Genomic DNA, 26,564 nt, shown 5'->3' with positions numbered 1-26,564 from the left:
GGGGCAAAGATAAGGGAAATGGGAAATAATTGCAGATTGTTGGGTAAGGATTGTTATGCAATGGAATTATCTTGCAACCGCTTTGTTATCAATACAATCCATATCGGTTTTTCAATATAAGAATTACCTGCAGCAGTCCTGGACATTTCCTGAACGGGTTACTGGTATCACCGGTAGGAACGGAACGGGCAAAACCAATCTCCTGGATGCCATTTATTTCCTGTGTTTTACCAAATCATATTTTCAAAAATCAGATGCCCTGCTGGTGCACCAGGGTGCACAGGGAATGCGTGTGGCAGGTGAATTTTTAAAGGACGGGAATCCATATTTAATCAGTGGGGTCATCAGGGAAACGGGTAAGAAGGAATTTCGTGTAAATGACCAGCTCTGTGACCGGATGGCCGACCACATAGGGAATTTCCCTGCAGTGATGGTCGCTCCGGATGACGTTCAGATAATTACTAATGGCAGCGAAGAAAGAAGGCGCTTCATGGATGCGATTTTTTCCCAGATCGACCACCAGTACCTAATGCAATTAATTCAGTATAACCGCATTTTACTCCAGAGAAACAGCCTTCTAAAACAAATGTCGGAACAGCGCCAGCGTTCTGCCGACCTTCTGGAAGTACTTGACCAGCAATTAATTGGTCCTGCTACTTATGTGTTCTCCAAAAGAAAAGAATACCTGGATAAGTTATTAATATTAATTAATAATCGTTACAACAATATTGCCGGTGAAAATTATAACCTGCAGCTACGTTATGATTCTTCTTTAATGGAAAAATCTTTCCCGGAATTACTCCAGCAAAACCGCGAACGTGATATGCAATCCCAACGTACACAATCGGGAATTCACCGCGATGATATCAATATTAGCCTGAATGACCAGCCCTTCCGCCAAATAGCTTCGCAGGGGCAGCGAAAAAGCTTGTTGTTTGCCTTCAAACTGGCAGAATTTGCCTTATTGAAAGAAGCCAAAGGCTTTGCGCCGATATTATTGCTGGATGATGTCTTTGAAAAACTGGATAACACGCGGATGCAGAACCTGCTATATGAAGTTTGTTTGGTTAATCAGGGACAGGTACTGGTTACTGATACCCATCCCGAAAGGATAAAAGACAGCTTTTCGTCCTTAGGACTGCAATATGGATCAATCATAACAACCCGCTGAAACAGTAAAAAATGGGTACGGATTAACCGGCTGATCTAGGTTGGATATAAAAACGGGACCACTCCGGTTAAAAACAGCACTCTTAACCAAAAGCACAATCAAGACAGGCAACAGTATACAATGGTTGCAGCAACAACCAGTAAACAGCCTACTATCTATTATTTATAGCTTTCCCGGGTAACTGCCTGACCAATTCAGGCCAAAATATTGGATTAGTCGGCTATCTTTGGAGTATGGGAGAATACTCATTATCTGAAGCTATCCAGCAATTCCTGAAAAAAAGCCGGTTAAAAGGTTCAGTTCAGGCCCTGCAGATCACTGATGTGTGGGAAGAAATCATGGGGAAAACTGTAGCCAAGTATACCGAAAGCATTAAAATTTATGGAGATAAATTATATGTAACCACAGCCGTTGCCCCTTTAAAACAGGAGTTGATGTTTCAAAAGGAAAAAATTGTAGAACGCGTGAACGAAGCTTTGGGTGAAAAAATAATCCGGGAGGTGATAATTCAGTAAGTTGCTTTTAATTAAAGCCGGGCCCGTGGGTCAATTACCCCATATAGTAAATCTGATAAGAGGTTAACCAATACAAATAAACAGGCCGATACCAAGACCGATCCCATTACAATAGGAAAATCGAGTTTTTCCAGCGCATCAACGGTAAGTTTGCCTATCCCTTTCCAGCCAAAAATATATTCCACAAAAAATGCACCAGCAAGTAGTTCTGCAAACCACCCGGTAATTGCGGTTATAACCGGATTGAGCGAATTCCTTAAAGCATGTTTCCAGATAATGACTTTTCGGGACAAGCCTTTTGCAACTGCAGTCCGGATATAGTCCTGTTGTAAAACATCCAGTAATGCCGCTCTGGTCAGTTGCGCAATAATGGCCAGTGGCCTTATCCCGAGGGTAACGGCAGGCAAAACCAGGTTGGAAAGGGTCAGGTACCTCCTCCCCGTTTGGGTATCAAGGTCAAACCAGCTTCCGGTCATGTTCAAACCTGTGTATTTGCTCCATACAAATCCAAATAAATAAGCAATGGCAATTGCCATGAAAAATGAAGGTGCTGAAATTCCCAGGATACTGGAAAAAATGGCGCCTGTGTCAAGCCAGGTTCCTTTATTCAGCGCGGCCAGAACTCCAATTGAAATTCCTAAAATGGCAGCAAGTAACATCGCCGCAAATGCCAGCATCAGTGTACCCGGCAACGCTTCCAGGATTACAGCCCCCACTTCCCGTTTGCTTTGGTAGGAACGACGCAGGTAGGGAATTTTGATACCAAAGCGGTGGGCAACAGGACCTATAAATAATCCTTTTAATTCTTTCTGTTGAATTTCACCGGCACTATGAATTGCTATAGGCGAAATATCATTTAGGTATAACAAAAACTGTTTCCATCTTGGCTGATCGAGGTGAAGGTCGCGCCGGATATTTTCCTGTGTCATTTTATCAGCCCTTTGCCCCATTACTAATCTTGCCGGATCCCCAAAACCCTGGAACAATAAAAATACCACCACTACTACCCCCACTAGTACTGCCATTCCGTAGCCCAGTTTTTGTAAGAAAAATCGAATCAAAAGAATATTATGTTTTGGTATTTAATAGCAAGTTTTCCTTAAAATAACTGAAGGGCTGAAATGCCTGCCTCTCCATCCGGTAAAGACCATTTGTCCATGACAGCGCCATCATTAATGAGGTAAAGGGTTACCGGGTAACGGGCAGCTGTTTTAACCGCCACGACATCTGATCTAAGCACAGTAACATTCTGCAGTTCCGAAGACAGGGCTTCTTTTACGGCATCGGCGGCTGGTGTAATGATAAATAGGGGAATCTTTTTTGTGGCGGCAATATCACGCAGTTCAAGTACCAGGTTTTTCAGGTCTGTTAAATCCTTTGGCCTGATTTCCTGAATAAATAACCATTGCATTGGTCCGCGCTCCGACAGGATGGATTGCGTTGTATCAGTACCGCTAGCAGTGATGAGTACAAAATCTTTAATGGGCGGCTCTGCATTTCCTTTGCGTACCAGTTTATCGTAGCGTTTTACAAAATGATAAACTGAGTCATCAAAATCAGCAGGAAATTTTTCTGCAGTAAATTCAAGCTCCTTCCCATTTTTACTATATACAAAAGTGATGACCGTACTATCCGGAATAGCCCCTGGTGGGATCTTTATCTGATTGGCAATTACTTTTCCCTTTTTGTAGGGAAGGCAATCAATTGCGGGAAGGTGACGCAAAACCCACCATTGAAAGCCAAAGCTGAATAAAACTGACAAGCTTAAAATAAGAACACTATTTCGGGCAGGCATTGTTGATACAATACGGTTCCTTTGCCCGAACAGGAACAGGATCAGGAAAAGCAAAAATATGTCTTTGGTAAATGACTGTCCGGCAGTAAGCGGAATACAGTCACCAAAACACCCGCAGGTCCTGATTTTTCCTGAAAAAAGCGCGTAACCGGTAAGGAAAGTAAAGAACACTATCAGACCCAGCAACAACCAGCTGAATAATTTCATCTGCCAACCAATGATTACGGCAATGCCTGCAATGATTTCAAAAGCAATCATCGCGATGGATAAGGCCAATGTATAATCATTCCAGCCATGCAAACCCCAAACTTCAAAGAACTCCTGCATTTTATAGCTTAATCCAAGGGGATCATTAGCTTTAATCATTCCGGAGAAAATGAAGAGAATGCCGACAATATAGCGGGAAATAGTGAGGAGAGGTTTCATTTTTTAGTGAATGGTGATTGGTGAATAGTAAATGGAAATTGGATTAATGAGCTGTTTCGCCGGTATGCTTTCCTTCTGAGATCATGATCAGGGCGAATGCAGAATAGTTAAATATATCAAGGTAGTTTGCTTCGATCCCTTCGCTGATCAGAGTTTGTCCGTCGTTGGCCAGGATCTGCCTGATCCGTAATAACTTTGCCAAAATCAGGTCGGTAAAACTTTCCTGGCTCATATCCCGCCATGCCTCGCCGTAATCATGGTTTTTTTTGGACATCAGTCCGCTTGCACGCTCAACCTGCTCATCGTAAAGGGCTTTAACTTTATCATATGGCAGATCATCAGGGGCGTCAGCGGGTAGGGCCAGTTGTATCAGCCCGATAACCGAATAATTAAGTATACCCATAAACTCCGACTGGATAGTATCCCCAACAAGTTGCTTCCGGTTTTCCTGGATGGTCCTGATCCTCTTGGCTTTAATAAACATTTGGTCAACTATTGAAATCGGACGGTATACCCTCCAGGATGTTCCGTAATCTTTCGTCTTATGCAGGAATATCTCCCGACATTGCTGGATGCTCTGCTGGTATTGCGTATTTGTGTCAGACATTGTTAATCGTAAAAATTGATCATCTTTATCTTTCAAAAATAAGGATTCACCTTCATGTTCACCCTTAATTGCAAAGGACAGCTACTTTCCCTGGAAAAACCAGTAGTAATGGGCATCCTGAACATTACGCCAGATTCATTCCATGCCCCAAGTCGCTCCCAAACCATAAGGCAGGTGCTGGAGAAAGCCGGTCGCATGATTGAAGATGGCGCAGCTATTTTGGATATCGGGGGCCAAAGTACCCGCCCAGGAAGTGAATGGCTTGATGCAGAAACAGAATGGGAAAGGCTTGGGGATGTATTGCCAAAATTATCAAAGGTTTTTCCGGAAACCATTTTATCGATAGACACATTTCACCATACTGTTGCAAAAAGAGCTGTTGAAGCAGGAGCATCCATTGTGAATGATGTGAGTGGCGGACAATTAGACGCGCATATGATCCCAACAGTCGCAGCTCTGTGCGTTCCCTTTGTTTGCATGCACATGAAAGGAACTCCTCAAAACATGGCCTCAATGGCAGTTTATGATAACCTGATTGCGGAAATGACCGACTATTATATAGAAAGGATCAGGCTTTGCAAAAACGAAGGCATAAAAGATATTATACTGGACCCCGGATTTGGTTTTGCAAAAACAGGTAGGCTGAATTTTGAACTGCTGCAAAAAATAGACGCTTTCCAAATCCTAGACTGCCCTTTATTATTAGGTATTTCACGTAAATCAATGATTACCAAAACATTAGGAATACCCGCATCGGAAGCCCTGAATGGTTCAACAGTATTACATACAATCGGATTACTGAAAGGGGCCAATATTCTTCGTGTGCATGATGTAAAGGAAGCCCGGCAGGCAATTGAACTGGTTCAGGCTGTCCAGAAAGGCTGACTTAGCACGTAATAAAAAAGGCCGGCAATTTTTAACTGCCGGCCTTTTTTATTCTGTTTCAGTCAGATAGAAAATTATTTTGTTTGCTTTGGTTGTCCTTGTACCGGAGGCAGCATCGGGTTTTGCTTCGGTGCTGGTGCTTTATCTGCAATGTCAACCATTTCTACATCAAAAATTAATGCCTCATTAGGCTTGCCACCAGGCCCGGGCCTTGAACCATATGCCAGGAAACCAGGAATATACAAGGTCCCTTTACCACCTTTTGCAAATTCCTTCAGACCTTCATCCCAACCTGGAATAACCTGTCCTTGTCCGAGTGGAAAAGTAATAGGCTCTTTGCCTGCCTCCATATTTGTTTCAAACTCTTTACCGGTAGACATTAATTTTCCACGGTAGCGAACAGAAACAAATTTACCAGAATCAGCAACGGCACCTTCACCCTGAGACTGGACAGAAACATAAGTTCCACGGCCGATCTTCTTTGCTGTAATGTTATTTTTTTTCAGGTATTCATCTAATGAAGCGACATCGCGTGTTTCTTGTGCTTTCAGTTCAACCTCTTGTGCAGCCTTTACATCTGCCTCGTTATCAAGGACATCTACGACACGAAGTGTAAGGTACAATTTACCACCTTTCTTCATGAACGGAGGTAATACAGGGTTTTGTTTCAGCAATGAATCAACTTCCTGAACTACTACTACACTGTCACCTTTGTGCAGGAAGCGGAAAATTTCTGCCGGGTTATAAACGGCGCCTATGCTATCCACTCTTGCGAAAGCAGGAGAACCGCCAATTGAAGTACCCAGAATTGAATCATTTACTTTTTGTGTATAATGTACTTTAAGGAATTGACCCAGTTTTACCTGTGGACCACTGCCCTTTTCTACAATTTTATACGTGATACCGCTTTTTGTTTTACTGTAGTCGGCACTTCCACAGGCTGCCATCATTATGGCAGCAATTGCTGTTGTTAATAGTGAAATCTTTGTCATTTGTTATCTAAGTTGAATTCGGATGCGTTTTCTTTTAATACCTTTTTAAAGGTGCGGACTGTCTCTTCAAGGGATGCACTGCTGCGCCCACCTGAGGCATTGAAATGACCACCGCCTTCAAAAAAGCGCCGGGCAAAGGTATTAACATCCACATTACCCTTGCTCCTGAAGCTCCATTTTCTTTCCTCATCGCGGTCGATCACAATCGCAGCCATCTTAATACCTTGGATACTAAGGGGATAGTTCACTAATCCTTCAGTATCACCGGTCCTTATTTCGTACCGCAGCAGGTCTGATTTGGGTATATATATTAGTGCAGTATTATATTCGTAGGAGATTTCCATACGATTTGTCAATACATGCCCGATGAACCTGAGCCTGTTTTCCAGGAAATTATCATAGATATTTTCATGGATCTGGGTGTGGTTCAAACCTGTTTCCTTTAACCTTGCTACCATGCGATGTACACTTGCAGAGGCTGCAGGAAATCGGAATGACCCTGTATCACCAATGATTCCTGCATAAAGGCATTCTGCTATTGACTGTGATAACTGATCGCCATGGCCGCTTTCAACAATAAAGTCATATACCATTTCGCAGGTACTGCTTTTACTGGTGTCACTTATGCCAAACTGGAAACTTTCAATAGCGGGTTGCTGGTGGTGGTCAATCAAAACCTTGGTTGCACTGGATCTTTCAATAACCGGTGCAAGGCTTTTAGTGCGAACGAGCGTATTGAAATCAAGACAGAATATCCATTCTGCACCCTGGACAAGACCTTCCGACTTTTCACGGTTCATTTCATAATTGATAACCCCTTCACAACCGGGCATCCAATCAAGAAATGCGGCCCAGTTTGTGGGAGATATAACCGTTACTTCATGCCCAAAAGAACGAAGGAAGTGATAAAGTCCAAGCGAAGAGCCCATGGCATCCGGGTCGGGTTTCTGATGAGTGGTAATCACCACCTTGCGGGGCTGAAAAAGTTGGGAAAAAATATGGTGTATTGGTTGCATAAAGCGGGGCAAATGTAGTAAAAAAAGGATACCTTTGCGCCCCAAATAGCAAGTAATATGAGCAACAGAACATTTACCATGATCAAGCCGGATGCCATGAAAAATGGGCATGCAGGCGCCATCCTCGATCGTTTTATCAAGGAAGGGTTTCGTGTTGTAGCCTTAAAGATGACCAAATTGAGTGAGGAAAAAGCTGGCGAATTTTATGCAATTCACCGGGAAAGGCCTTTTTTTGGCGAACTGGTGGAGTTTATGAGCAGTGGTCCTGTTATTGCGGCCATCCTCGAAAAAGATAATGCAGTGGCAGCTTTCCGTACGCTGATCGGAGCAACTGATCCGGCAAAGGCTGATGCTGGCACTATCCGTAAACTGTTTGCAACTTCTGTTGGTGAAAACGCGGTTCATGGAAGTGACAGTGATGAAAATGCAGCCATTGAGGGCAGCTTTTTCTTTAGCGGACTGGAGAAATTTTAAGTACTGAATACCAAATTAAAAGCCGCCGGAATTTTTTCGGTGGCTTTTTTATTGAACCAACCGGAATGTCTTATTCATAAAGGTCGTCATGGTCACTTTGTGATAATTCAACAAAAAGATTCGCCAATTTTTCACTTACCGCAGCAAAATATAACGCCCCTTTTTCTCTTGTCGCTGCTTTTGGATTCCCCGTACCGGTATCTGCAGTAATTTGCGACCAGCGCCTTTCCGACCACACCCATCCTTCTGAAAAGGCTTTTATTTTGGGCTTTTTTTCTTTGCCATCGCCGGCTTCTTCCAATGGAAGAACAAGGTTGGGTGCCAGGTGTAAAATCAGGCTGGTTTCCATTTCATCAGCATGGTCACCAGATGCAGAAAAGTATTCCTCTTTTTTAATGGATTGAAACCAATTACAGGTACATAAAAACATTTTAGGGAACCTGAGTCCTAATTCGCGCAAAATAGGTTTAAAATCATTTCCACCGTGACTGTTTGTAATCAGTAATTTATAAATCCCCTGCCTGTTAAGTACCTCCACAATATCCGCAAGAATGGCCAGCTGGGTACTTGGATTCAAATTAATATCCAGCAGGATATCAGCCTGGCCCGTATTTACCCCAAACGGAATTGTGGGAAGTACAATTATTTTAGCGCCTTTCTCCCAAGCAAGTTTAGCCGCAGCACCTGAAATATTTTCAGCTTCAATAACATCGGTGCCATAAGGCAAATGGTAATTATGCGCTTCGGTTGCGCCCCAGGGCAAAATGGCCAGGTTAAAAGTAGTTTGCTTAATGGCTTTCCAATTAGTCTCTGCTAAAATATATGGTCTCATTTATCAAATTTTGATTGGACAATTGGTTTGTCTTTTTTATTAATTGCCAGGATAAAATATAGGTAGGCAAGAACCATTGTAATTGGCGCAAAAATTATTTTCTCAACCCTGTTTCCCGACAATAGATTTCCAAAAGTATTTATAAGAAATAAGGCAATCATTGCCCAAAATGCAATATTTAAAATGACTGGGGAAATTGCAAATTTCAGGTAACCTGCATGGATAGAAACCAGTATCATCTGCACACAACTTATAAGGATCGCAATAGTTTCCAGTGAATATGCATGCCATTTATCTTGAATGCGACCACCCAAAACTATTGAATATGGAAATATGCCCAGCAGTACTAAAATGTGAAATATAATAACTATTGACAATAGAATAAGAATGACATTGGCGGCAACTCTTTGTGAGATTAATATTTTCATTCACCTATCGTTATTATTGCTAAAGATAATTCAACTATCAATTTCCTTATTTTAGCTGAACACATCTGTAATCATTTATCCAATAATCTCAACCATTCCCCGATCAGTTCCTGCAAATCTTTTTCCCTGGCTTTAACTTCTTTTATACTATGGAACAAGGCTAGCCTTCGGCCATCCGCGTAATCTCCTTCCAGAAGGCCAGACTGATTGTTTAATTTTGCTCCCGTAGGAAATACCAACCTTATACAGTCTTTCTTAAGCAGGTTGAATACAATGAATTGTCGCTTATATTCCTTGGGGTTAAATGGTTTCATTTTACCGGTATAAAAGAAAGCAGGTGCATTCCATTTAATTTCTTCCCCAATCTCTTTACCGGCGTTGAGAATAATTCTGCGCAATAACTCCACCGCATCTTTTAAAGGATGATTTAGGGTTTCCAAAAAAGCATCAACTTTTTCGGGGACTGAAGCTTTGGCATTTTCCATATATAATAATTAACTGAGTTTAATTTAGGAAATTATTGTCCTGAAGGTCAGGTTCACTCTTGGTCTGGTTACCTGTTTTGAAGGAGGTAAACGATGCAACCAATTAGCCTGGGTATCCTCTTTCATTACCAATAAACTACCATGTTCAAGGTTAATTGAAACAGTCTCTTTGGATTGTTTGTGCTTAAATGAAAATTTCCGTTCGGCGCCTAAACTTAAAGAAGCAATGGCCCCGTTTTTCTTCAACTCCTTCTCCCCATCACTATGCCAGGCCATTCCTTCTTTGCCATTATGGTATAAATTTAGCAGGCAGGAATTGAATTGTTCATTTAATTTCCTTTCGACAATGGTTTTCAGTAAAAGCAGTTCATTTGTCCAGGGCAAAGCTTGTTTTGTAATATTTGAATAAGTGTAACTATATCCTTTATCACCATACCAGGCTACTTTCCTATTGGTAATAATACGTTTTCCAAAAATCACGGCTTCATCATTTTTCCAGGCAATGCTCTCCAATAATCTGATAAAGAAATAATCAGCCTCTAGGCGGGTTAACACTATTCCAAAATAATTTACAACCCCGTCCCCGGGTAATAAATTAATGGTTTGCTTTTCGACAGAACTAAATAAATCCATATTTCCGGGTTTACCTGGGGGTTAATCGATTGTTTTAGCAGCTTCCCAACCCAGGATAGCTGTCTTCCGGGTATTACCCCACATATAGCCGCCAATCTCACCTGAAGCCTGGATGACCCGGTGGCATGGAATTAGGAACGCTACCGGGTTATCCCCAACTGCAGTACCAACAGCTCTTGCTGCCAATGGTTTCCTGATACTCCTGGCAATTGATCCATATGTTGAAAGCTGGCCCATCGGAATTCTCAGCAAGGTATTCCAAACTTTCAACTGAAAGTCCGTGCCTTTCAAATGAAGCTTTACCTGGTCAATTTTTGTCCAGTCATGCGTAAAAATAATAAGGGCGTTTTGCTGAATTAGATCAACTGTTTGTCTGAATCGGGCATTGGGAAAATGGCTTTGCATAACAGCAAATGCTGTTTGCGCTTCTTCAGCAAAAGCCATATAACATATACCTTTTGAAGTTGACGCAACGAGGATATTCCCAAATGGACTTACCGCGAAGCTGTAGTTAATGAAAAGGTTTGCGCCTCCGTTTTTATATTCAGCCGGGGTCATTCCTTCAATATTGATAAATAGGTCGTGCAGCCGGCCAGGGCCTGATAGACCGGTTTCAATGGCTGTATCAAAAAGGGAAGATTGACTTTCTTTCAGCATTTTCTTGGCATGCTCAATGCTGATGTATTGCAGGAATTTCTTGGGGCTGACTCCTGCCCAATCGGTAAAAAGCCGTTGAAAATGGAAGGGACTGAGGTGAACGATCCGGGCAAGGTCTTCCAGCCCCGGTTGCTCCCTGAAGTTCATTTTTACATATTCGATGGCAACCGCAATACGTTTATAATCGATCTCATTTTGTTTGTTCATTCCATTCGAAGTTTTATAGTACGAATGTAGAATGTTGCCTGTTGTTGAAAAACCCGAAAGTTGCTATAATTTATTCTGTTACATCATCCTTTGATTAACTGAATGCTTCATTGGGCGCAAGCGATAGCCGGCATTTTGTAATAGTTGAATTACACCCTTCCCACCGGGTAAATGTGCAGCCCCAACCGCAAACAAAGTGGATCCTTTTTTCATAGCCGTTTCAATCAATGGTATCCATTTGGCATTGCGGCCATATAAGAAAAGATCAAGGTAGGCGGCAACCCCACCCTCTTCCTGCAAAGTCAGCTTTTCAATTTCGGCAAGGTTTTGTGAACGGTAAACGTCTAACATTTTTTGCGTCATACTATCCTCAACACCGGCACTGTCAATCGTCCTGAGTAGTTCCTGCGCCTGCTGTTCATAGGGAATACTATCAAAGATGCTGGCCTGGAAAGCAATTGACTCCAGGCCATTGATTTCTTTCTGTTGTTTCTTAACCTCCTGCATAATTACTTCTTCCATGCCGTTTTTTGTTTCACAGGGCATTTTGGATTCACTAAGAATGGAAGCAATAAAATAAGGTTTAAACCGCTCCATCATACTCAAAGGAAGTATGGAACGGTTTTCAGCAAAATATTTTTTCACCCTGTCGTATTCAGCCGGCGTAATCAGGTCACTTAATGTCTTATTGTCCTTCATTTTGATGTACTTGAACAATCCCATCAGTTCAGCCATATTATCCATATCAACTTCAAAATAGACCTGGCTTGCACGATCAATTGAAAATTGCAGGCTGTCACTCAGCAGTGCATCCTGCGCGCACAAAATATGCATAGTACCAAAGAGGTAAGAGGGTTTTTCCAGCCCATTACCGCTGATCTCCCAAAGCACGGAATTTGGAGCCTGGACCAATTGAGTTACACTTTTCTTAGAAGTGGTTTTTACCTGCGCAAAACCTAAAAAAGGAAGTGAACATAGTAGTATGGCGGTAATTAATAAACGCATATTTTATTTATTGTGCAACGGCTTCTTCGCCATATATCTGGTGTTTGAATGAAAGTGAGGGTGATGGTATAAAAGCGCCAAGTCCCAGGCTATCCCATTTTTTATCAACCGCTGCAATTGTATCATCCGCCGCAACTATAATATTTGGCCAGTCGCGCTGAAAGTTATCAAATTCCCTGGTCTTTATGGTACCATCCAAACCCAGGCAATTAAAGGTTTTTCCGGGTTCAGTACGTGCAGGTAACTGCAATAAGTACTGGTCGCGCTTTGGATCCAGGTTATTACAAAAACGCCATAGTGCAACCGGCAAATTTTTCGCATCAATGGTATGTTCTACATACAAGACCATTTTCACCGATTCCATAGCAAGGACCGACTCCCCCATTTTATTATGCAGTTCACTGATATGCCGCAGCCTGTTCTTTTGTACACTTACAATAATACAGGGAATATCCATTGCCAGTAAAGACAAGTTCACGCCAATGATCTCCGGGAATTGCCGGAAATCTTCCTCGGTTAGTGATAATTGTTGTTGTGCTTTGCTAAAATGATTCTGGTCCGTTATCTCTTCTTCCATCTTGGCAGTTCCATCAATGCACATTTTGCCGCCAAAACCCATCTTACTGCAGCTATGGTCCAGCACATCCATTGGTCCCGTGCTAAAAGCCACATCGTTGGCTACATCAAGGTTTTTAAATACATATCGTGCTAAAGCGCCATAATCCTGGATCTTAACCCCGGCATCAGCCAGCACCAAAATTTTATTAAACATCATTTGTCCGGCTCCCCACATGGCATTCATCACTTTTTGTCCCTGGCCAGCATAATCTTTCTGGATCTGGGTAATCACCAGGTTATGGAAAACACCTTCAATAGGCATATCCATATCTATGATCTCGGGCACCATAGTCATCTTTATGGGTGCTAAAAATATCCTTTCCGTAGCCTTTCCCAGCCAGGCATCTTCCTGCGGAGGAATACCTACTATTGTTGCCGGGTAAACTGCATTCCTGCGGTGTGTAATGGCGGTAATATGAAAGCGCGGGTACCAGTCTGGCAGGGAATAATACCCTGTATGATCACCAAAAGGGCCTTCCCAAATCAGTTCTTCATCGGGTTCCACATAGCCTTCGATAATAAAATCGGCATCCGCAGGCACTTCAATATCAGGTTGGGTGATACACTTCACCAAATCCACTTTTTTCTTACGTAAAAAACCCGCAAGCATGTATTCATCTACATTTTCAGGCAAGGGTGCTGTTGCTGAATAGGCATATACCGGGTCGCCGCCAAGGGCAACAGCTACGGGCATGCGCTTCCCCATTTTTTTATATGCAGCAAAATGCTTTGCGCTCACTTTATGCTTGTGCCAGTGCATTCCCGTTAAGGTCGGGCCGAAAACCTGCATCCGGTACATGCCAACATTACGGGTATGGGTATCCGGATCCTTTGTATGGATCACCGGAAGTGTTACAAAGGGGCCACCATCTTTTGGCCAGCAGGTAATAACGGGTAATTTAGTGATATCAGGTTCTGCCAGGATCACTTCCTGGCATTCTCCACGCCCACTGCGGACTTTAGGCATCCAACTGGCGAATTGTCCAAGCTTGGGTAACAGGTTCAATTTGTCGAGGATACTTTCCTTGGGCTTGGTTAGCAATTTAAACAAGGACTCAATTTCATGGGCAACATCATCGAGATGGTTAACACCCAGGGCCATGCACATTCTTTTTTCACTGCCGTAAGCATTCATCAACACCGGAAAATCATAACCAGTGTTCTCAAATAACAGTGCTTTCCCACCATTGCCTGATTTGCTTACCCGGTCTGTGATTTCGGCTATTTCCAAATGAGGATCAACATAGGCGGAAATCCGCACCAGTTCACCGGCTTTCTCCAACGCATTGATAAATTCCTGCTGATTCTTATACGCCATACTTCATGATTCAAGGTTACAAAGGTAAAACACCAAAGGCGCACCCTTGTTCATAATTTGGCTAAACAAGAATTATTAATGCGAATCAATAGACATTCTTTGGACAATCCATTTGATTGCCCATGCCATTTTTCCGGAAACCATTCCCTGAAGAGCGACCTTTTAAGCGGTAAGAAACGGTAAGCCCCTGAAAATAATAATAATCCTTAGCGGTTGGACCACCCCGGATAGTTCCATCAGCCGGGTATTGCGGATTCCCGTCTTTCAGCTCACCACTTCTATAGGCAAGTTCTACAGCTTTAGGTCCGCGAGCGGCCAACAGCGTCGCCCGGTCAACATACCGGTTACTAAGGTCATCGAGGTAGTCTGTAAATGTTTTGCGGAGACCAACCTCATATCCAATGGTGACTTGTTCATTGACCTTAAGCTTTATACCTGCGCCAAAAGGAATAGAAACTTGCACACGGTGGTAAGGCTTATTATCCGGATATGCTGCCAATCCCTCTCCTTCTGTACTTAGTGGTTGCAGGTAATATTTATTGCCCAGGGTATCGTATGTATAAGGATCAAATCCAAAAACAGCAATACCGGCAAAAACATATGGTGTAAATTTTTTGTTCTCCAAATCAAGGAAATCATACTCTGCCATCAGGTTGAATTCCAAAATTTGCGAAGTAAAATTCAGGTTTCGCATAACGAGCATACTGTCCTTGCTCAATTTATCATCGCCGGAGATTTTTCCATAAACAAGTCCTGAGCGGATTACTACGTGGGGCGTCAGGTTATATTGTACACCCAATCCGAAGGATCCGTGTGATTGATTGGTCGTAATCCGCTTTTCCTGGAAATCGCCCTGGTAATTGGAGATTCCCCCAAAACCGGTAATTTGCCAATCCTGGGCCATGGCTGCTAATGGTGCGAGTGCTATAAAAAACAGAAAGAATTTCTGCATAAAGGTGCATTGATGATTTAGTACGCAAGCCTGCAAGGCTTTTCACGGAAGGGATTGGTTATTGTTTCATGCAAATCAGGTACCAAACTACAACCCACTTCCTTAAACGTATCCTAAAATTTTCAACATACTTTGCGCAGTCTGTTCCTTGGCATAAACCCAATCGACTAGTTTGCCGTTTTTATCGTGGCCTACAATAATGTGCTTTGGTGATGGGATCATACAATGCTTTATGCCACCATATCCGCTGATCTGGTCCTGGTAAGCACCGGTATGAAAAAATCCCAGGTAAAGTGGCTCCGCACTGCCGGTCAGCTTAGGCAGGAATACTTCATTTATATGTTCTTCTGAATCGTAATAGTCGTGACTGTCACAAGTTATTCCACCAAGTACCACCCGCTGGTATTCTTCCTCCCATTTATTAATAGGCAAGAGCAGGAACCTTTCCCCTATTCCCCAGGTATCGGGAAGTGTTGTAATAAAGGAAGAATCGATCATATACCAAATCTCCCGCTCGTTCTGGGTTTTCTGGGCAATCACCGAATAAATATGGGCCATGCTTTCACCAACCGTGTAGGACCCGAATTCGGTATAAATATTGGGCATTGGCACTTTCGCCTTTTTGCAGGCGCTTTTGATATTGCTCACTATCTCATTAATCATGAACTGGTAATCATATTCAAATCCCAGGGAATGCTTAATAGGAAAACCTCCGCCTATATTGATGGAATCGAGCTCAGGGCAAATTTTTTTCAACTGGCAGTATAAGTTAATGACCTTATTCAACTCTGACCAGTAATAAATATCATCTTTGATCCCTTTGTTCAGGAATATATGCAGCATCTTCAGCTGGAACTTATTCTCATAGCCCTCTATATTGTCGACATAAAACTCAAGGATATCCTTTGCCCTTATGCCTAACCGTGAGGTATAAAATGGGAAGGAAGGTTCTTCTTCAGCAGCTACACGTATACCAAGTTTGAAGGGTGTACGCACTGATTTTCGGTAATCATCCAGTTCATTTACATTATCCAGGATGGGAATTACATTCCTGAATCCCTGGTTAATCAGGTTAGCAATCCTGCGGGTATATGGCTTCTGTTTAAAGCCATTACAAATAATGAAAGTGTCTTTACTTATTTTCTTTTTGGCATAGAGCTTTTTGATAATCTCTATATCATATGCATAGGAAGTTTCAAGATGTATATTGTGTTTAAGCGCTTCTTCCACCACAAAAGAAAAATGGGAGCTCTTGGTACAATAACAATAAAAATACTCGCCTTCGTATTTGTGTTTTTTGAATGCATTGGCGAACATCTGTTTGGCCTTATTGATCTGCATACCAATTTTCGGCAAATAGGTCAGCTTCATAGGCGTACCATATTTATCAATCAGTGCTTTAATATTCAGGCCGTTGAACTGGAGATAACCATCTTTTACCTCAAAACCTTCCTGGGGGAAATTGAAGGTTTGGTCAACCAGATCGTAGTAAGTATTGTTCATCTATATATACACATGGTTTGTTGGTGATACTATAAAAACATACAAACCTATAAGAAAAACATGAATTATCGGGTAAAGAAATTTTGTGGTTTTCATGCAGGCGACGGCAAATAAAAACCGGCCCTTTTTAAGGAGCCGGTTGACAGTTAATTTTGAGCTGGTATTATTTTACTGAAGCAACCAGGGCCTTGAATGACTCGGCGTTGTTCATAGCCAGGTCTGCCAGCACTTTACGATCGAGGGTAATTCCTTTTTCATTCAGCTTGTGAATGAATGTAGAATAGGTAAGACCTTCTTCACGAACGGCTGCGTTTATACGGGCGATCCAAAGGGCACGGTATTCGCGCTTCTTCAGTTTACGGCCTACATAGCTGTAGGTCATGCCTTTTTCAACGATATTCTTGGCTACTGTGTATACATTTTTACGCTTGCCATAATATCCTTTGGCTTGCTTTAAAATTCTTTTCCTGCGTGCCCTTGAGGCAACGGCGTTTACTGAACGTGGCATATGCTAAATGAGTTTAAGTTGTAATTGAATTGGTTTACTTAAGACCAAGAAGGCGTTGAACGAAATCCATATTAGATTTAGCAACTACACCGTCTTTACGCATGCCGCGTTTACGCTTGGTTGACTTTTTGGTCAGGATGTGACGCTTAAAAGATTTCTGGTGGGTGATTTTTCCTGTAGCAGTCACCTTAAAGCGCTTTTTTGCGCTTGAATTTGTTTTTACCTTTGGCATTTTTATAACTCTAGAAAGTTACGCCCTGCTGGCGCCCCGCACAGGCGGAGACTTATGGAGCCATTTGGGCAATGTCACCGTCGTTAAACGGCACCCTTTTGGGAGCGCGAAGGTAGGTTAGTTTCTGGAAATCACCAACTGAATGGTCTTTTTTTCTCCTTCAGCTGTTATTTTCAGGGCATAAACCCCATTGGGCAATTTTCCATTGCCAATTGAGAGCGGCACCAATTGCTGGTTGGCCATTGCCTCTATATGCTGGCCCCAAAGATAGCGCCCGGCCTGGTCATACAAAGCCAATTCCACATTTTTACCTTCTGCATTTTGCAGCAACAGCTTCACTTTTCCATCAGCAGACGGATTGGGATAAAGTTTTACGAGGATCCCCGCATCAAAACTGATGGTCCGGATGGCCGAATATCGGATATCGCCATTTTTATACACAATTTTCAATCGGTAATGCCAGGCACCGGGCGGTTGAAGGCGTATATCGCGGAAGCGGTAACTTGTATTTAATGGGGAGCCTGAAACAGTTCCAATGGACTTAAAATCCAGCGTTGAATTGCTCCTTGCTGCTCTTTCCACTTCGAAGTGGTCCACTTCTTCCGGATGCTCCTTTGTCCAGTTCAGCAATACAATATTGGCTCCCGGCTGGCGACTTGCCTCAAAAAGGAGCCCACTGCCTTTCTCATCGAGGCCAATATAAAATTCCCCATAGGCTGCAGCAGGAACTTCAGCGTAATAGCCCGATTCATAAGGTACCAGGTCAAATGCATCGGCAGGCCAAACCTCATCATAACCCGGAATATTGTCAGCATCAGTTTCATTAATACCCGGACTTGGCCCGGAATAACGGTAAACTGCCAAATCATAGGGACTCCTTTTTTGAATACAGGTATCGCAAGGAATAACCGAAAGCCAGTCCATTACCTCCTTATGGGTAAAATATAACCGCACCCGCCCATTTTCCGATACAACCGGCGATCCGTTAAAAATCCAGGATTTCGGCAGGACCCTGTTACCATTATAGCTACGGTTGGCGATTTGTGCGGAAAGCCTGAAACTATTACCTGCACTTGCTGATATGGGCTGAGATGCAGCCATTGTTTTGCCTTGTTCCGTATAGTTATCCCAATTGTCCAGTTCGCTTTTTTGCGGAGCAGTAACAGCAGTTGGCTGGTCAAAAACCGGGTAGGCCAAATCAAAAATATGCACATCATCTACCAGGAGCCCGCCTGGCAATCGGGGCAATTCCTCAGATAGGTAATTGCTTCCCTGTGATAAAACCCTTAACTGAATACCAGCTGCTGGTGCTGGAAGGGGTGCTGAAACTACCTGCCAGTAATCATTCCCGCAATTTTTCCAGGAACCCTGTCCGGGTAAATCATACCAATTGGTTGTTCCGGATGCCGGATTCAGGGTTGCCCATGTTCGCCCTGTATCAACAGAATATTGAATAAGTATTGAATCCATCCCGTTGCAGAGTTGCTTATTCACACTCATCGAGAGCCATGGTTTTTTCAGGCTGCTGAGGTCAAACCATGGACTCACCAGGTAGCCTGATGAAATAGCATTGGCGATTTGCTGGTTGTAATCCACCCACCTTGTGCCCCAGAATATTTTGCCGTTGGCAGGCTTAAAAGGCGCAACAGATTCAGATAACTTATTCGATAATCCATAAATAAATGTTGATCCCCAACCAGCTTCCCCTTGCTCAAATCCTTGCAGGTAAGGGAACTTGCTGATCTTTCTGGAATAAGCTATAATGGCCTGAAGGCTGTCATCATCCGGGAAACTGTCTTCCGGGTCTGCCACCCAGGCAACAATTGGTGCTACTGCATTTGGCCAATCCTGCACTTTAATGGTAAAAGGGGCATAGGCTACCTGGTTGGATCCAAGTGAATCTATTAAAACTGACTGAATGTTACCGTCGGGCGCTTTTATACCCAGGGAAAAAGCGCCATTGGTGGTGAGTTTCTTATTATAGGCACCTATAACTATGTGCATCGAATCGCCATCCGTAACCCTGGACTGGGTATAATTGAGGTCCACCAACGACAGATCTGCCTTTGAAGTAAATAATTTCAATTCATTAAGGATTTGTATCTCCTGCAAAAAACTACGGGTATTGCCAACTAGCCTGATTTGAAAGGAACTACTGAAGCTTTGTTTGCCCTTTGCCAAAACACCACTGATATTCATGTTTTTTGTGCTGCTGATGCCTGTAATTGGATCATAAATGGGAAGTACAAGCCAGGGTGAAAGATCATTTCCCCTTATATAAATAGATAAACTGAAGCTATTTAATGAAGGAATGGAAATATTGGCCCGCACATTATCGGTCAATTGGTATCCAGACAAATTGAAAGTGCCGATTAACTGGAAGGACTGGTAATCTGTTTTACAATAGGTCGTGAATCCCTTCTGAGGTTCCTGGTGTCGTGCAATCAAACTTACGGCCGGCGAGGCGGAGCTGAAATCCCAGGCTAAGGCTCCAAATGCCCCGGTGATACCCGGTTTTGCGTAAACAGTATCTTCCAGGGTGGAAAAGTCCTCAGTATAAGGCAGCGAAAGGGCCGTATTCGCAAGATATCGCCAGGTACTGTCGCAATGGTTGTTTGAAAGATCGGGATCTCCTGGAATTGCAATGGCAGCTTGTAACTGCAATGAAGTCCCTGCCACAGCCGGAAACTGGAATTTGGTCGTCCAATTGTATTGTTCCCTGGCTGCAAATGACTTTACCAGTGTGTCTTTACCCCAAAAAATGCCATTTTTAAAAATATCCAGAACGATGCTATCGGCGACAGGCGTATTGCCCTTGTTTTCCAATTTCAAAATAACAGGCACGGCTCCGCTTAATGCGGTGGAACTGCCTTCCCGTGCGGTTGGCGGCATCAAAATAGCACTAAGCGCCAGATCGCCCGAAGCCCCTGTGGGTATACATTTCAGGTTAGGGGTATTAATCATTTGCGCAACACTTCGTTCCCCGGGTTTTCCGGCAAGAATGGGTCGAAGGGTGATCCAGTAATTAGGACCGGACTTCAAACCATTCAATATCCAGCTTGAATCTGTAGTAACAGTTTGCTGCACGAAATCACCTCTTTTCCCGGCATATAACAAAACCTCCACTGAATCAATTCCTGCTGGTTTTGTCCATTTCACCTGGACTTCTGATGAACAGGAGCTGGTGACTGAAAAATTGATTTCCGGTAATATTACAAAGGGTGCAGATATCCTGGAAGCACCACTAACAGTATTGGTTATCCGAATCCTGGCTGCTGCACTTTGTACATCGGGCAGGGTCCAGTCAACCCGGTTATAGCTTCCTGTTATACCCGGCAGGTTTGTCCATGTATTACCGTCATCAAGGGAATAATCGAAAGAATATGTATCAGCATCGTGACCTGCATCCTGCCAGTGTATACCTCTTTGCTCACCTGGTTTCCATTGCTCTCCCCCTACAGGCTGGATAATCTGCAGGCCTGGCTCTTCCCAGTTGTATGCCACTTTGAATGCCTGCGGGCCAAAAGGTACTTTATAGCCTTTAACGCGAATGGTATAAGTTCCGGGAATGGCATTGTCAATGACTACCTGTTCAATATTGTTCAGGTGGTCCTTCCCCATTACGGCTGGCTTTAAAACGCCTGCGGCACTGGTATCCAGGACAAAAGGATCATAGGTAGTTCCATTAGGGGCCTGTACAGTTATATCAAGGTCATTTACCAGGTTTTTAAGTGTATAATAAGACGATGGACGGTCATGCCAATACAACATCACTTTAAAATCAAATACTTCCTTATCCAGTTGTATTTCAAAAACCTGCTCCTGGTCTTGTTCGATTATACCAGACCGGTAGCTCCTTGCATTGATATCATCGATTGCCTTCTTTACGTTCATCCAACCGAAACCATTTGAGAAATCCACTCCTTTGGTGCCAATATCTGTTGCAGTATTGCATAATATAACTTTTAACAGGTCACCGGGTGGATCCTGGTCACCATTGAGTTGCCGGTAGCGTTCAACCATCAGGGCGAGAGCGCCGGTAACCTGTGGTGCTGCCATACTGGTACCCTGGTTGGGACCATAACCGTTTCCCATAATTGTCGACCACATGCTGTTGCCGATTGCAGCGATCTCCGGCTTTATGCGCCCGTCGTTCACCGGCCCTTTTGAAAATTTGTTAGAAAGCCCGTCATGGCTTGTGCCTGCTACTGTAATTACATTTTTCCCGGCCTGGAAAGAATTGTCTATTGAATGGTACCCAACAGGATAATTCCCGCATTGCAGGTCGCCACTATTCCCTGCTGCAAATACATGCAACATATTTGGATAATCAAGTGCCTGTTGGTCTGCCTGGCCGCTATACCCGGAATACTCACCGGAATAAGGAACACAGTAACTTCCGGCACCATAGGAATTGTTAGTGAGCACCATCCTTTTTGTTTGGTAATATTCCGGCGCCCTGTAAATAATATTATTAAAAAAATCGACCAGTAAAGTTGATTTATAGGCGAATCCCCGCATCAATGGGTTCACGATGCCAGCTCCTACCAAGGTTCCTGCTACATGGGTGGAATGGTAGGAACTGTTATAATCCTGTCCATCCTCATTATAACCATTATCTACATGGTCTATCCGCCCCTCATCACCCATCCCCATCACTACATTATTCCCACTTAGTCCGGGCATGCCGGCGATTCCCTGTTGCACGACATGTGCTTCGAGGCGATCAGTAGCATCATTATTCAGAGGCTTTAAAACTGCAGCCGGCATTGCATAGAGTACAAAAGGCTGATCGAGTAAAGTGCCAAGCGCCGAAGGCCCAAGGCTGATTTCCAGTAATCGATTATTCAGGAACCTGGATGGATTTTGCTTTTCCGGCCTGCCCCGTAAAATCGTTGCAATATTGTCCTTCACCTGGCTGGTATCCATTCCTGGCAAAATATTAAGATGGTAGGTACGTAAAACTTCAGGTTGATTTTCTACTCTCGCATAAGCGTTTGCGTTATCAACTGTTGCTTTAAAGTATTTCGTCAAAGGAATGGTAGCAATGATGCCCAGGCTTTTTAATGCATCTGCCGACCATTTCCCCTTTACAGTTGCGAGAAAAGTATTTTCCGGGATATATTCCAGCAAATCGATACCCCTTGCTTTTAAAACCTGCTTTTGCCTGTTATTTGGGATAGCCGAAAATTGTAAAAATATGCTGGTATTGTTACCTGAAGATAATGCCTGCATTGGCATATTTAAAGGGTCGATGGCTTCTACCCTAAAGCTATTGGCGGGTACAGCATTTTTAAAGTAAACCGGAACAACACGCTGCGCCTGCACTCTAATAGCTGAAAAACAGATCAGCCAAACAAGCAGGACCCGCGGTAAGCATAGGGGTCTGTTCATATTGCAGAAATCTTCTGTAATATAACCTTCACAGGATAGAATTAATTGTCCGGCCGGGGAAATATCAAAAAAAACCCGCCATTTGGCGGGTTGTTATTTTAGTCAGAAGATGAATCTTTTTTCTTTTTCTGGCTTTTAGGTGCCCAGATGGCAAGCATTCTTTTGCCTTCCATTTTTGGCATGCCCTCCAGTACACCAATCTCCGATAGGCGCTCCGCAAATTTCAGGAGTAATAATTCACCCCTGTCTTTGAACTGGATTGCCCTTCCCCTGAATTGCACATAGGCTTTCACCTTATTGCCTTCTTTAAGGAATTCTTCGGCGTGCTTGGCTTTGAAGTTGAAATCGTGGTCATCAGTATTTGGTGTGAACCTGATTTCTTTAACTTCACTTTGCTTGGCTTTCGCCTTCATCTCCTTATCCTTCTTCTTTTTCTCGTATAAGAATTTATTATAATCAATGATGCGACAAACCGGCGGATCGGCATTCGGCGAAATCTCAACCAGGTCAAGTCCCTGGTCTTGCGCCATGCGTTGTGCATCCTGGATGGAGTACACACCTACTTCTACGTTTTCGCCAACCAAGCGTACTGATGGTACGCGGATCATCTGGTTGGTCCTGTGTTCCTGCTGTTGTTCTTTCCTGAACCTTGGATTGAAAGCCCCCCTTGGAGGCCTGGGTGGAAATGCCATTTATAAATTTTAATTAAACAATTTCAACTCGAAAATATTGAATTTTTTATTCACTGCTACTGCGATTTGCAATCTCCCGTGAAATCACCTGGATAAATTCAGCTACCGGCATTGCACCAGCATCACCTTTGCCCTGGCGACGAACCGAAATTTTGCCTTCATTTACTTCTTTTTCACCGATCACCAGCATATAAGGTACCTTCAATAATTCAGTATCCCTGATTTTTTTCCCTATTTTTTCACTCCGGTCATCAATGGTAACCCTAACCCCGGCGGCTTTTAATTGTTTTTTCACCGCTTCAGCATAGTCCAGGAACTTATCGCTTATTGGCAAGATTTTCACCTGCTGGGGTGCCAGCCATACCGGTAATTTTCCGGCATAATGCTCTAAAAGGAAACCGATAAATCTTTCGTGGGTACCCAACGGTGCCCTGTGAATGATCAATGGTGTTTCACTTTGGTTATCAGCGGTTTGGTATTGTAATTTAAAGCTCCTGCCCTGTGAAAAGTCAACCTGGTTGGTTGCCAGCGTAAATTCCCGGCCGATTACACTATATATCTGGACATCAATTTTGGGCCCATAGAATGCCGCTTCATCCTGTACCTCAACATATGGAATACCTGAATCAATAAGCACCTGGCGTACCATGGCTTCTGTTTCCAGCCAGAGCTGCGGCTCATCCACATATTTTTTACCCAGCTTTTCCGGGGAATGCAGACTTAGGCGCATAACATATTTATCAATACCAAAAATCCTGAAATATTTGAGGTACATGTCGTTCACAGCCCTGAATTCCTGCTCAAACTGTTCTTTACTGCAATAAATATGGGCATCGTTCATATGCATACAGCGAACACGCATCAGTCCGAATAATTCCCCGCTTTGCTCATACCTGTAAACTGTACCATATTCCGCTATGCGGTATGGCAGGTCACGGTAACTTTTGGGTTCTGCCGCAAAAATCTTGTGGTGGTGCGGGCAGTTCATAGCTTTCAGATAGTATTTCTCGCCTTCGAGCTCCATCGGCGGATACATGCTATCGGCATAATATGGCAGGTGACCACTTGTGAGGTACATACTTTCCTTGGCGATATGCGGAGTAACCACCCGGTGGTAACCGGCTTCCTCTTCAGTTTCCTTAGCCAGTTTCTCAAGTTCTTCAATAATGATGGTACCATTCGGCATCCACATAATAAGGCCTGGGCCTACATCATCGTCCATAGTATAGATGCCAAGTTCTTTTCCAAGTTTTCGGTGGTCGCGCTTTTTAGCCTCTTCCAGCAGGGTAAGGTATTCGTCAAGTTCTTTCTGGGAAGGGAAACTCACGCCATAAACGCGGGTAAGCATTTTATTTTTTTCATCCCCTTTCCAGTAAGCACCTGCAATATTAGTTAACCTGAAAGCCTTTATCAGTCCGGTATGCGGAATATGCGGCCCCCTGCAGAGATCCGTAAATTCACCTTGTGTATAGAAGGTTATTTTACCATCTTCAAGGTTTTGCAGCAGGTCAAGTTTATACTGGTCACCTTTATCGGAAAAGTAAGCAAGGGCTTCTGCCTTTGGCACTTCTTTACGCACAAAGGCATTGTTCTGTTTGGCCAGTTCAGCCATTTTTAATTCCAGCCTGCGCAGGTCTTCCTCATTAATACTGCGGTCTCCCAGGTCAATATCATAATAGAATCCATTGTCTACAGGCGGACCGACCCAGAACTTAACACCCGGGAACATAGACTCAATAGCTTCGGCCATTAAGTGGGCAGTTGAATGCCAGAATGTTGATTTGGCTTCTTTTTCTTCCCAACCTAATAATTTCAGTTGGGCATCTTCATAAATTGGCCGGGACAGGTCCCAAACCTGCCCATTTACTACAGCTGCAAGCACTTTCCTTGCCAATCCCTCACTGATAGATTTTGCAATATCATAGGCAGTTGTACCAGCAGCATATTCCCGCTGGGCGCCATCCGGAAAACTAATTTTGATCATCTTGTTTTACCTGTTTTCAAATCCTCACCACCCATACAACAGGCGGGAAGGGATGCAAAATTAACGAACTATTGCCAGATTAAAGGGTTGAATGGTATGAAATTGCGATTCCTTTTTCCTTAAATTGAATCATAACTTGCGGCCATGCGGACCTTTTTTTTATTTCTTTTACTGGGAACCGGAATAATCAGCTCTGGGCAGGACCTGACCGGAATTTGGCGGGGACAGTTCAGGTCTAATAACCGCATGATGCAATTGATGAATATTGACGACCGGTATAAGTTTGAGGTTCAGCTTGACCAGCGTGGCAAGGCTTTTACCGGTGTGACTTACTCTTACAAGACCACAGAATTTTATGGTAAGGCCGAAGCAAGGGGAACCATCCATACCGGAACAAAGAAGGTATTGCTGGAAGAACTGAAGATTGTAGATGTACGCATGCGAAGCGGCAGTGATGCCTGCATTATGACCTGCTTCCTGCAATACTACAAAAACGGGGAAGAAGAATTTCTTGAAGGCAGTTATGTAAGTATGAATACGGTCGATTCAACTGATTGCGGCCGTGGAACGGTATTCCTCAGGCGGGTGGACAAATCAGATTTCTTTAAGGAGCCCTTCCTTGTAGAAAGGGAAAAGAGCAGGAAAAAACCAGACGAAGCAACTAAAATAACGCCCAAACAACCAGATGCTGTAGCTAAAGCAAATCCTGCAACGCCAAAGGCGCCACCAGTTGCACCTCCCAAAAAACAGCCTTCACCACCACCAGCCCCTGAAAAGCCACTGGAGTCAAAACCTATTGCAGGCCAGGCCCCTACAGCAGATTTGAACAAAGAATACCACAAGCCATCGCAGGCAATTATCGTACCCCCTGTTTTGAAAAACAGGGAAAATGAAGTGGTGAAAACATTTAAGGTAAACACCCGGGAAATAACTGTAAGCCTTTATGATAACGGAACTATTGATCACGATACTGTTTCTGTTTACCTGAACAAAAAACAGGTGGTCTTTAAGCAGATGCTGTCTCTTTCGCCGATCAATTTAACCATTCAGCTGGATGATGACAACGATTACCAGGAGTTGGTAATGGTTGCGGAAAACCTGGGGGAAATTCCGCCTAACACCTCCCTTATGGTGGTGAAAGCCGGCAACCAGCAATTTGAAGTCCGGATCACTTCAACAGAGCAGAAAAATGCAGTAGTAATTTTCAAATATGATCCGCCTAAATAACCATATTG

General features: G+C 43.4%; 24 protein-coding genes. 5 read left to right on the top strand and 19 right to left on the bottom strand.

Translation table 11 applies throughout. From position 1 onward, the window contains the following. Positions 1–55 precede the first annotated feature (55 nt). The gene (gene recF / locus LAQ65_RS03480; protein WP_224115547.1) at positions 56–1,171 is read left to right on the top strand and encodes a DNA replication/repair protein RecF; all 1,116 of its coding nucleotides are present in this window, start codon (positions 56–58) and stop codon (positions 1,169–1,171) included. A 233-nt stretch (positions 1,172–1,404) separates the two neighbouring features. Then, positions 1,405–1,686, top strand: a complete 282-nt coding sequence (locus LAQ65_RS03475; protein WP_224115546.1) for a DUF721 domain-containing protein — start codon at positions 1,405–1,407, stop codon at positions 1,684–1,686. 11 nt (positions 1,687–1,697) lie between these two features. On the opposite strand, the gene LAQ65_RS03470 is transcribed toward LAQ65_RS03475, so the two are convergent. The 3 genes from LAQ65_RS03470 to LAQ65_RS03460 all read right to left on the bottom strand — a co-directional run bounded on the left by LAQ65_RS03470 (position 1,698) and on the right by LAQ65_RS03460 (position 4,514). Then, a complete protein-coding gene (locus LAQ65_RS03470) occupies positions 1,698–2,711 on the bottom strand; it encodes an ABC transporter permease (protein ID WP_394369714.1) in 1,014 nt (337 codons plus the stop codon). Between the two features lie 74 nt (positions 2,712–2,785). After that, positions 2,786–3,907, bottom strand: a complete 1,122-nt coding sequence (locus LAQ65_RS03465; protein ID WP_224115544.1) for a BT_3928 family protein — start codon at positions 3,905–3,907, stop codon at positions 2,786–2,788. A 43-nt stretch (positions 3,908–3,950) separates the two neighbouring features. Continuing rightward, on the bottom strand, positions 3,951–4,514 hold the full coding sequence (locus LAQ65_RS03460; protein ID WP_224115543.1) for a DUF1599 domain-containing protein: 564 nt from the start codon (positions 4,512–4,514) through the stop codon (positions 3,951–3,953). A 54-nt stretch (positions 4,515–4,568) separates the two neighbouring features. Here LAQ65_RS03460 and folP point away from each other — a divergent pair, with 54 nt between their 5' ends. Further along, the gene (gene folP, locus LAQ65_RS03455) at positions 4,569–5,399 is read left to right on the top strand and encodes a dihydropteroate synthase (RefSeq protein WP_224115542.1); all 831 of its coding nucleotides are present in this window, start codon (positions 4,569–4,571) and stop codon (positions 5,397–5,399) included. Between the two features lie 74 nt (positions 5,400–5,473). Here folP and LAQ65_RS03450 read toward each other — a convergent pair whose 3' ends face one another. Both LAQ65_RS03450 and LAQ65_RS03445 read right to left on the bottom strand, forming a co-directional pair. Beyond that, positions 5,474–6,391 (bottom strand): FKBP-type peptidyl-prolyl cis-trans isomerase, encoded by a 918-nt coding sequence (locus LAQ65_RS03450; protein WP_224115541.1) that lies wholly within the window; start codon positions 6,389–6,391, stop codon positions 5,474–5,476. After that, positions 6,388–7,407: a DHH family phosphoesterase gene (locus tag LAQ65_RS03445; protein ID WP_224115540.1), complete on the bottom strand. Its 1,020-nt coding sequence runs from the start codon at positions 7,405–7,407 to the stop codon at positions 6,388–6,390. Before LAQ65_RS03445 ends, LAQ65_RS03450 begins: the two co-directional genes overlap by 4 nt. Before the next feature lie 57 nt (positions 7,408–7,464). On the opposite strand from LAQ65_RS03445, the gene LAQ65_RS03440 reads away from it, so the two are divergent. Continuing rightward, a complete protein-coding gene (locus LAQ65_RS03440) occupies positions 7,465–7,881 on the top strand; it encodes a nucleoside-diphosphate kinase (RefSeq protein WP_224115539.1) in 417 nt (138 codons plus the stop codon). A 70-nt stretch (positions 7,882–7,951) separates the two neighbouring features. Here the strand turns inward: LAQ65_RS03440 and LAQ65_RS03435 are convergent, their stop codons facing one another. From LAQ65_RS03435 to thrS, 14 genes are all read right to left on the bottom strand, one after another. Further along, positions 7,952–8,713, bottom strand: a complete 762-nt coding sequence (locus LAQ65_RS03435; protein ID WP_224115538.1) for a creatininase family protein — start codon at positions 8,711–8,713, stop codon at positions 7,952–7,954. Further along, on the bottom strand, positions 8,710–9,141 hold the full coding sequence (locus LAQ65_RS03430) for a hypothetical protein (RefSeq protein ID WP_224115537.1): 432 nt from the start codon (positions 9,139–9,141) through the stop codon (positions 8,710–8,712). The genes LAQ65_RS03435 and LAQ65_RS03430 overlap by 4 nt, the downstream gene beginning before the upstream one ends. A gap of 71 nt (positions 9,142–9,212) precedes the next feature. Then, positions 9,213–9,626 carry a DUF1801 domain-containing protein gene (locus LAQ65_RS03425; protein WP_224115536.1) on the bottom strand — a complete coding sequence of 138 codons (414 nt, stop codon included), beginning with the start codon at positions 9,624–9,626 and terminating at the stop codon, positions 9,213–9,215. 24 nt (positions 9,627–9,650) lie between these two features. Continuing rightward, positions 9,651–10,259: an alpha-ketoglutarate-dependent dioxygenase AlkB family protein gene (locus tag LAQ65_RS03420; RefSeq protein WP_224115535.1), complete on the bottom strand. Its 609-nt coding sequence runs from the start codon at positions 10,257–10,259 to the stop codon at positions 9,651–9,653. A gap of 21 nt (positions 10,260–10,280) precedes the next feature. After that, positions 10,281–11,123: a methylated-DNA--[protein]-cysteine S-methyltransferase gene (locus LAQ65_RS03415; RefSeq protein WP_224115534.1), complete on the bottom strand. Its 843-nt coding sequence runs from the start codon at positions 11,121–11,123 to the stop codon at positions 10,281–10,283. Between the two features lie 78 nt (positions 11,124–11,201). Beyond that, on the bottom strand, positions 11,202–12,128 hold the full coding sequence (locus LAQ65_RS03410) for a TraB/GumN family protein (protein WP_224115533.1): 927 nt from the start codon (positions 12,126–12,128) through the stop codon (positions 11,202–11,204). Between the two features lie 7 nt (positions 12,129–12,135). Continuing rightward, positions 12,136–14,064 (bottom strand): menaquinone biosynthesis decarboxylase, encoded by a 1,929-nt coding sequence (locus tag LAQ65_RS03405; RefSeq protein ID WP_224115532.1) that lies wholly within the window; start codon positions 14,062–14,064, stop codon positions 12,136–12,138. An 85-nt stretch (positions 14,065–14,149) separates the two neighbouring features. Further along, a complete protein-coding gene (porG, locus tag LAQ65_RS03400; protein ID WP_224115531.1) occupies positions 14,150–15,016 on the bottom strand; it encodes a type IX secretion system protein PorG in 867 nt (288 codons plus the stop codon). A gap of 102 nt (positions 15,017–15,118) precedes the next feature. Beyond that, positions 15,119–16,519, bottom strand: coding sequence for a type III PLP-dependent enzyme domain-containing protein (locus LAQ65_RS03395; protein WP_224115530.1), 1,401 nt, complete (start codon positions 16,517–16,519; stop codon positions 15,119–15,121). A gap of 163 nt (positions 16,520–16,682) precedes the next feature. Beyond that, positions 16,683–17,027, bottom strand: a complete 345-nt coding sequence (gene rplT, locus LAQ65_RS03390) for a 50S ribosomal protein L20 (protein ID WP_224115529.1) — start codon at positions 17,025–17,027, stop codon at positions 16,683–16,685. Positions 17,028–17,061: 34 nt separating this feature from the next. After that, entirely contained in the window at positions 17,062–17,259 is a 198-nt protein-coding gene (gene rpmI, locus LAQ65_RS03385; RefSeq protein ID WP_224115528.1) for a 50S ribosomal protein L35, read from the bottom strand. Positions 17,260–17,376: 117 nt separating this feature from the next. Beyond that, a complete protein-coding gene (locus LAQ65_RS03380) occupies positions 17,377–22,653 on the bottom strand; it encodes a S8 family serine peptidase (protein WP_224115527.1) in 5,277 nt (1,758 codons plus the stop codon). A gap of 98 nt (positions 22,654–22,751) precedes the next feature. Next, a complete protein-coding gene (infC, locus tag LAQ65_RS03375) occupies positions 22,752–23,345 on the bottom strand; it encodes a translation initiation factor IF-3 (RefSeq protein WP_224115526.1) in 594 nt (197 codons plus the stop codon). A 46-nt stretch (positions 23,346–23,391) separates the two neighbouring features. Next, a complete protein-coding gene (thrS, locus tag LAQ65_RS03370) occupies positions 23,392–25,329 on the bottom strand; it encodes a threonine--tRNA ligase (RefSeq protein WP_224115525.1) in 1,938 nt (645 codons plus the stop codon). Positions 25,330–25,473: 144 nt separating this feature from the next. On the opposite strand from thrS, the gene LAQ65_RS03365 reads away from it, so the two are divergent. Then, positions 25,474–26,556 (top strand): hypothetical protein, encoded by a 1,083-nt coding sequence (locus LAQ65_RS03365; protein WP_224115524.1) that lies wholly within the window; start codon positions 25,474–25,476, stop codon positions 26,554–26,556. Positions 26,557–26,564: the final 8 nt, after the last annotated feature.

The organism is Flavihumibacter profundi (assembly GCF_020076305.1).
GTDB lineage: Bacteria > Bacteroidota > Bacteroidia > Chitinophagales > Chitinophagaceae > Flavihumibacter > Flavihumibacter profundi.
This window is presented reverse-complemented; position numbering and strand designations above follow the sequence as displayed.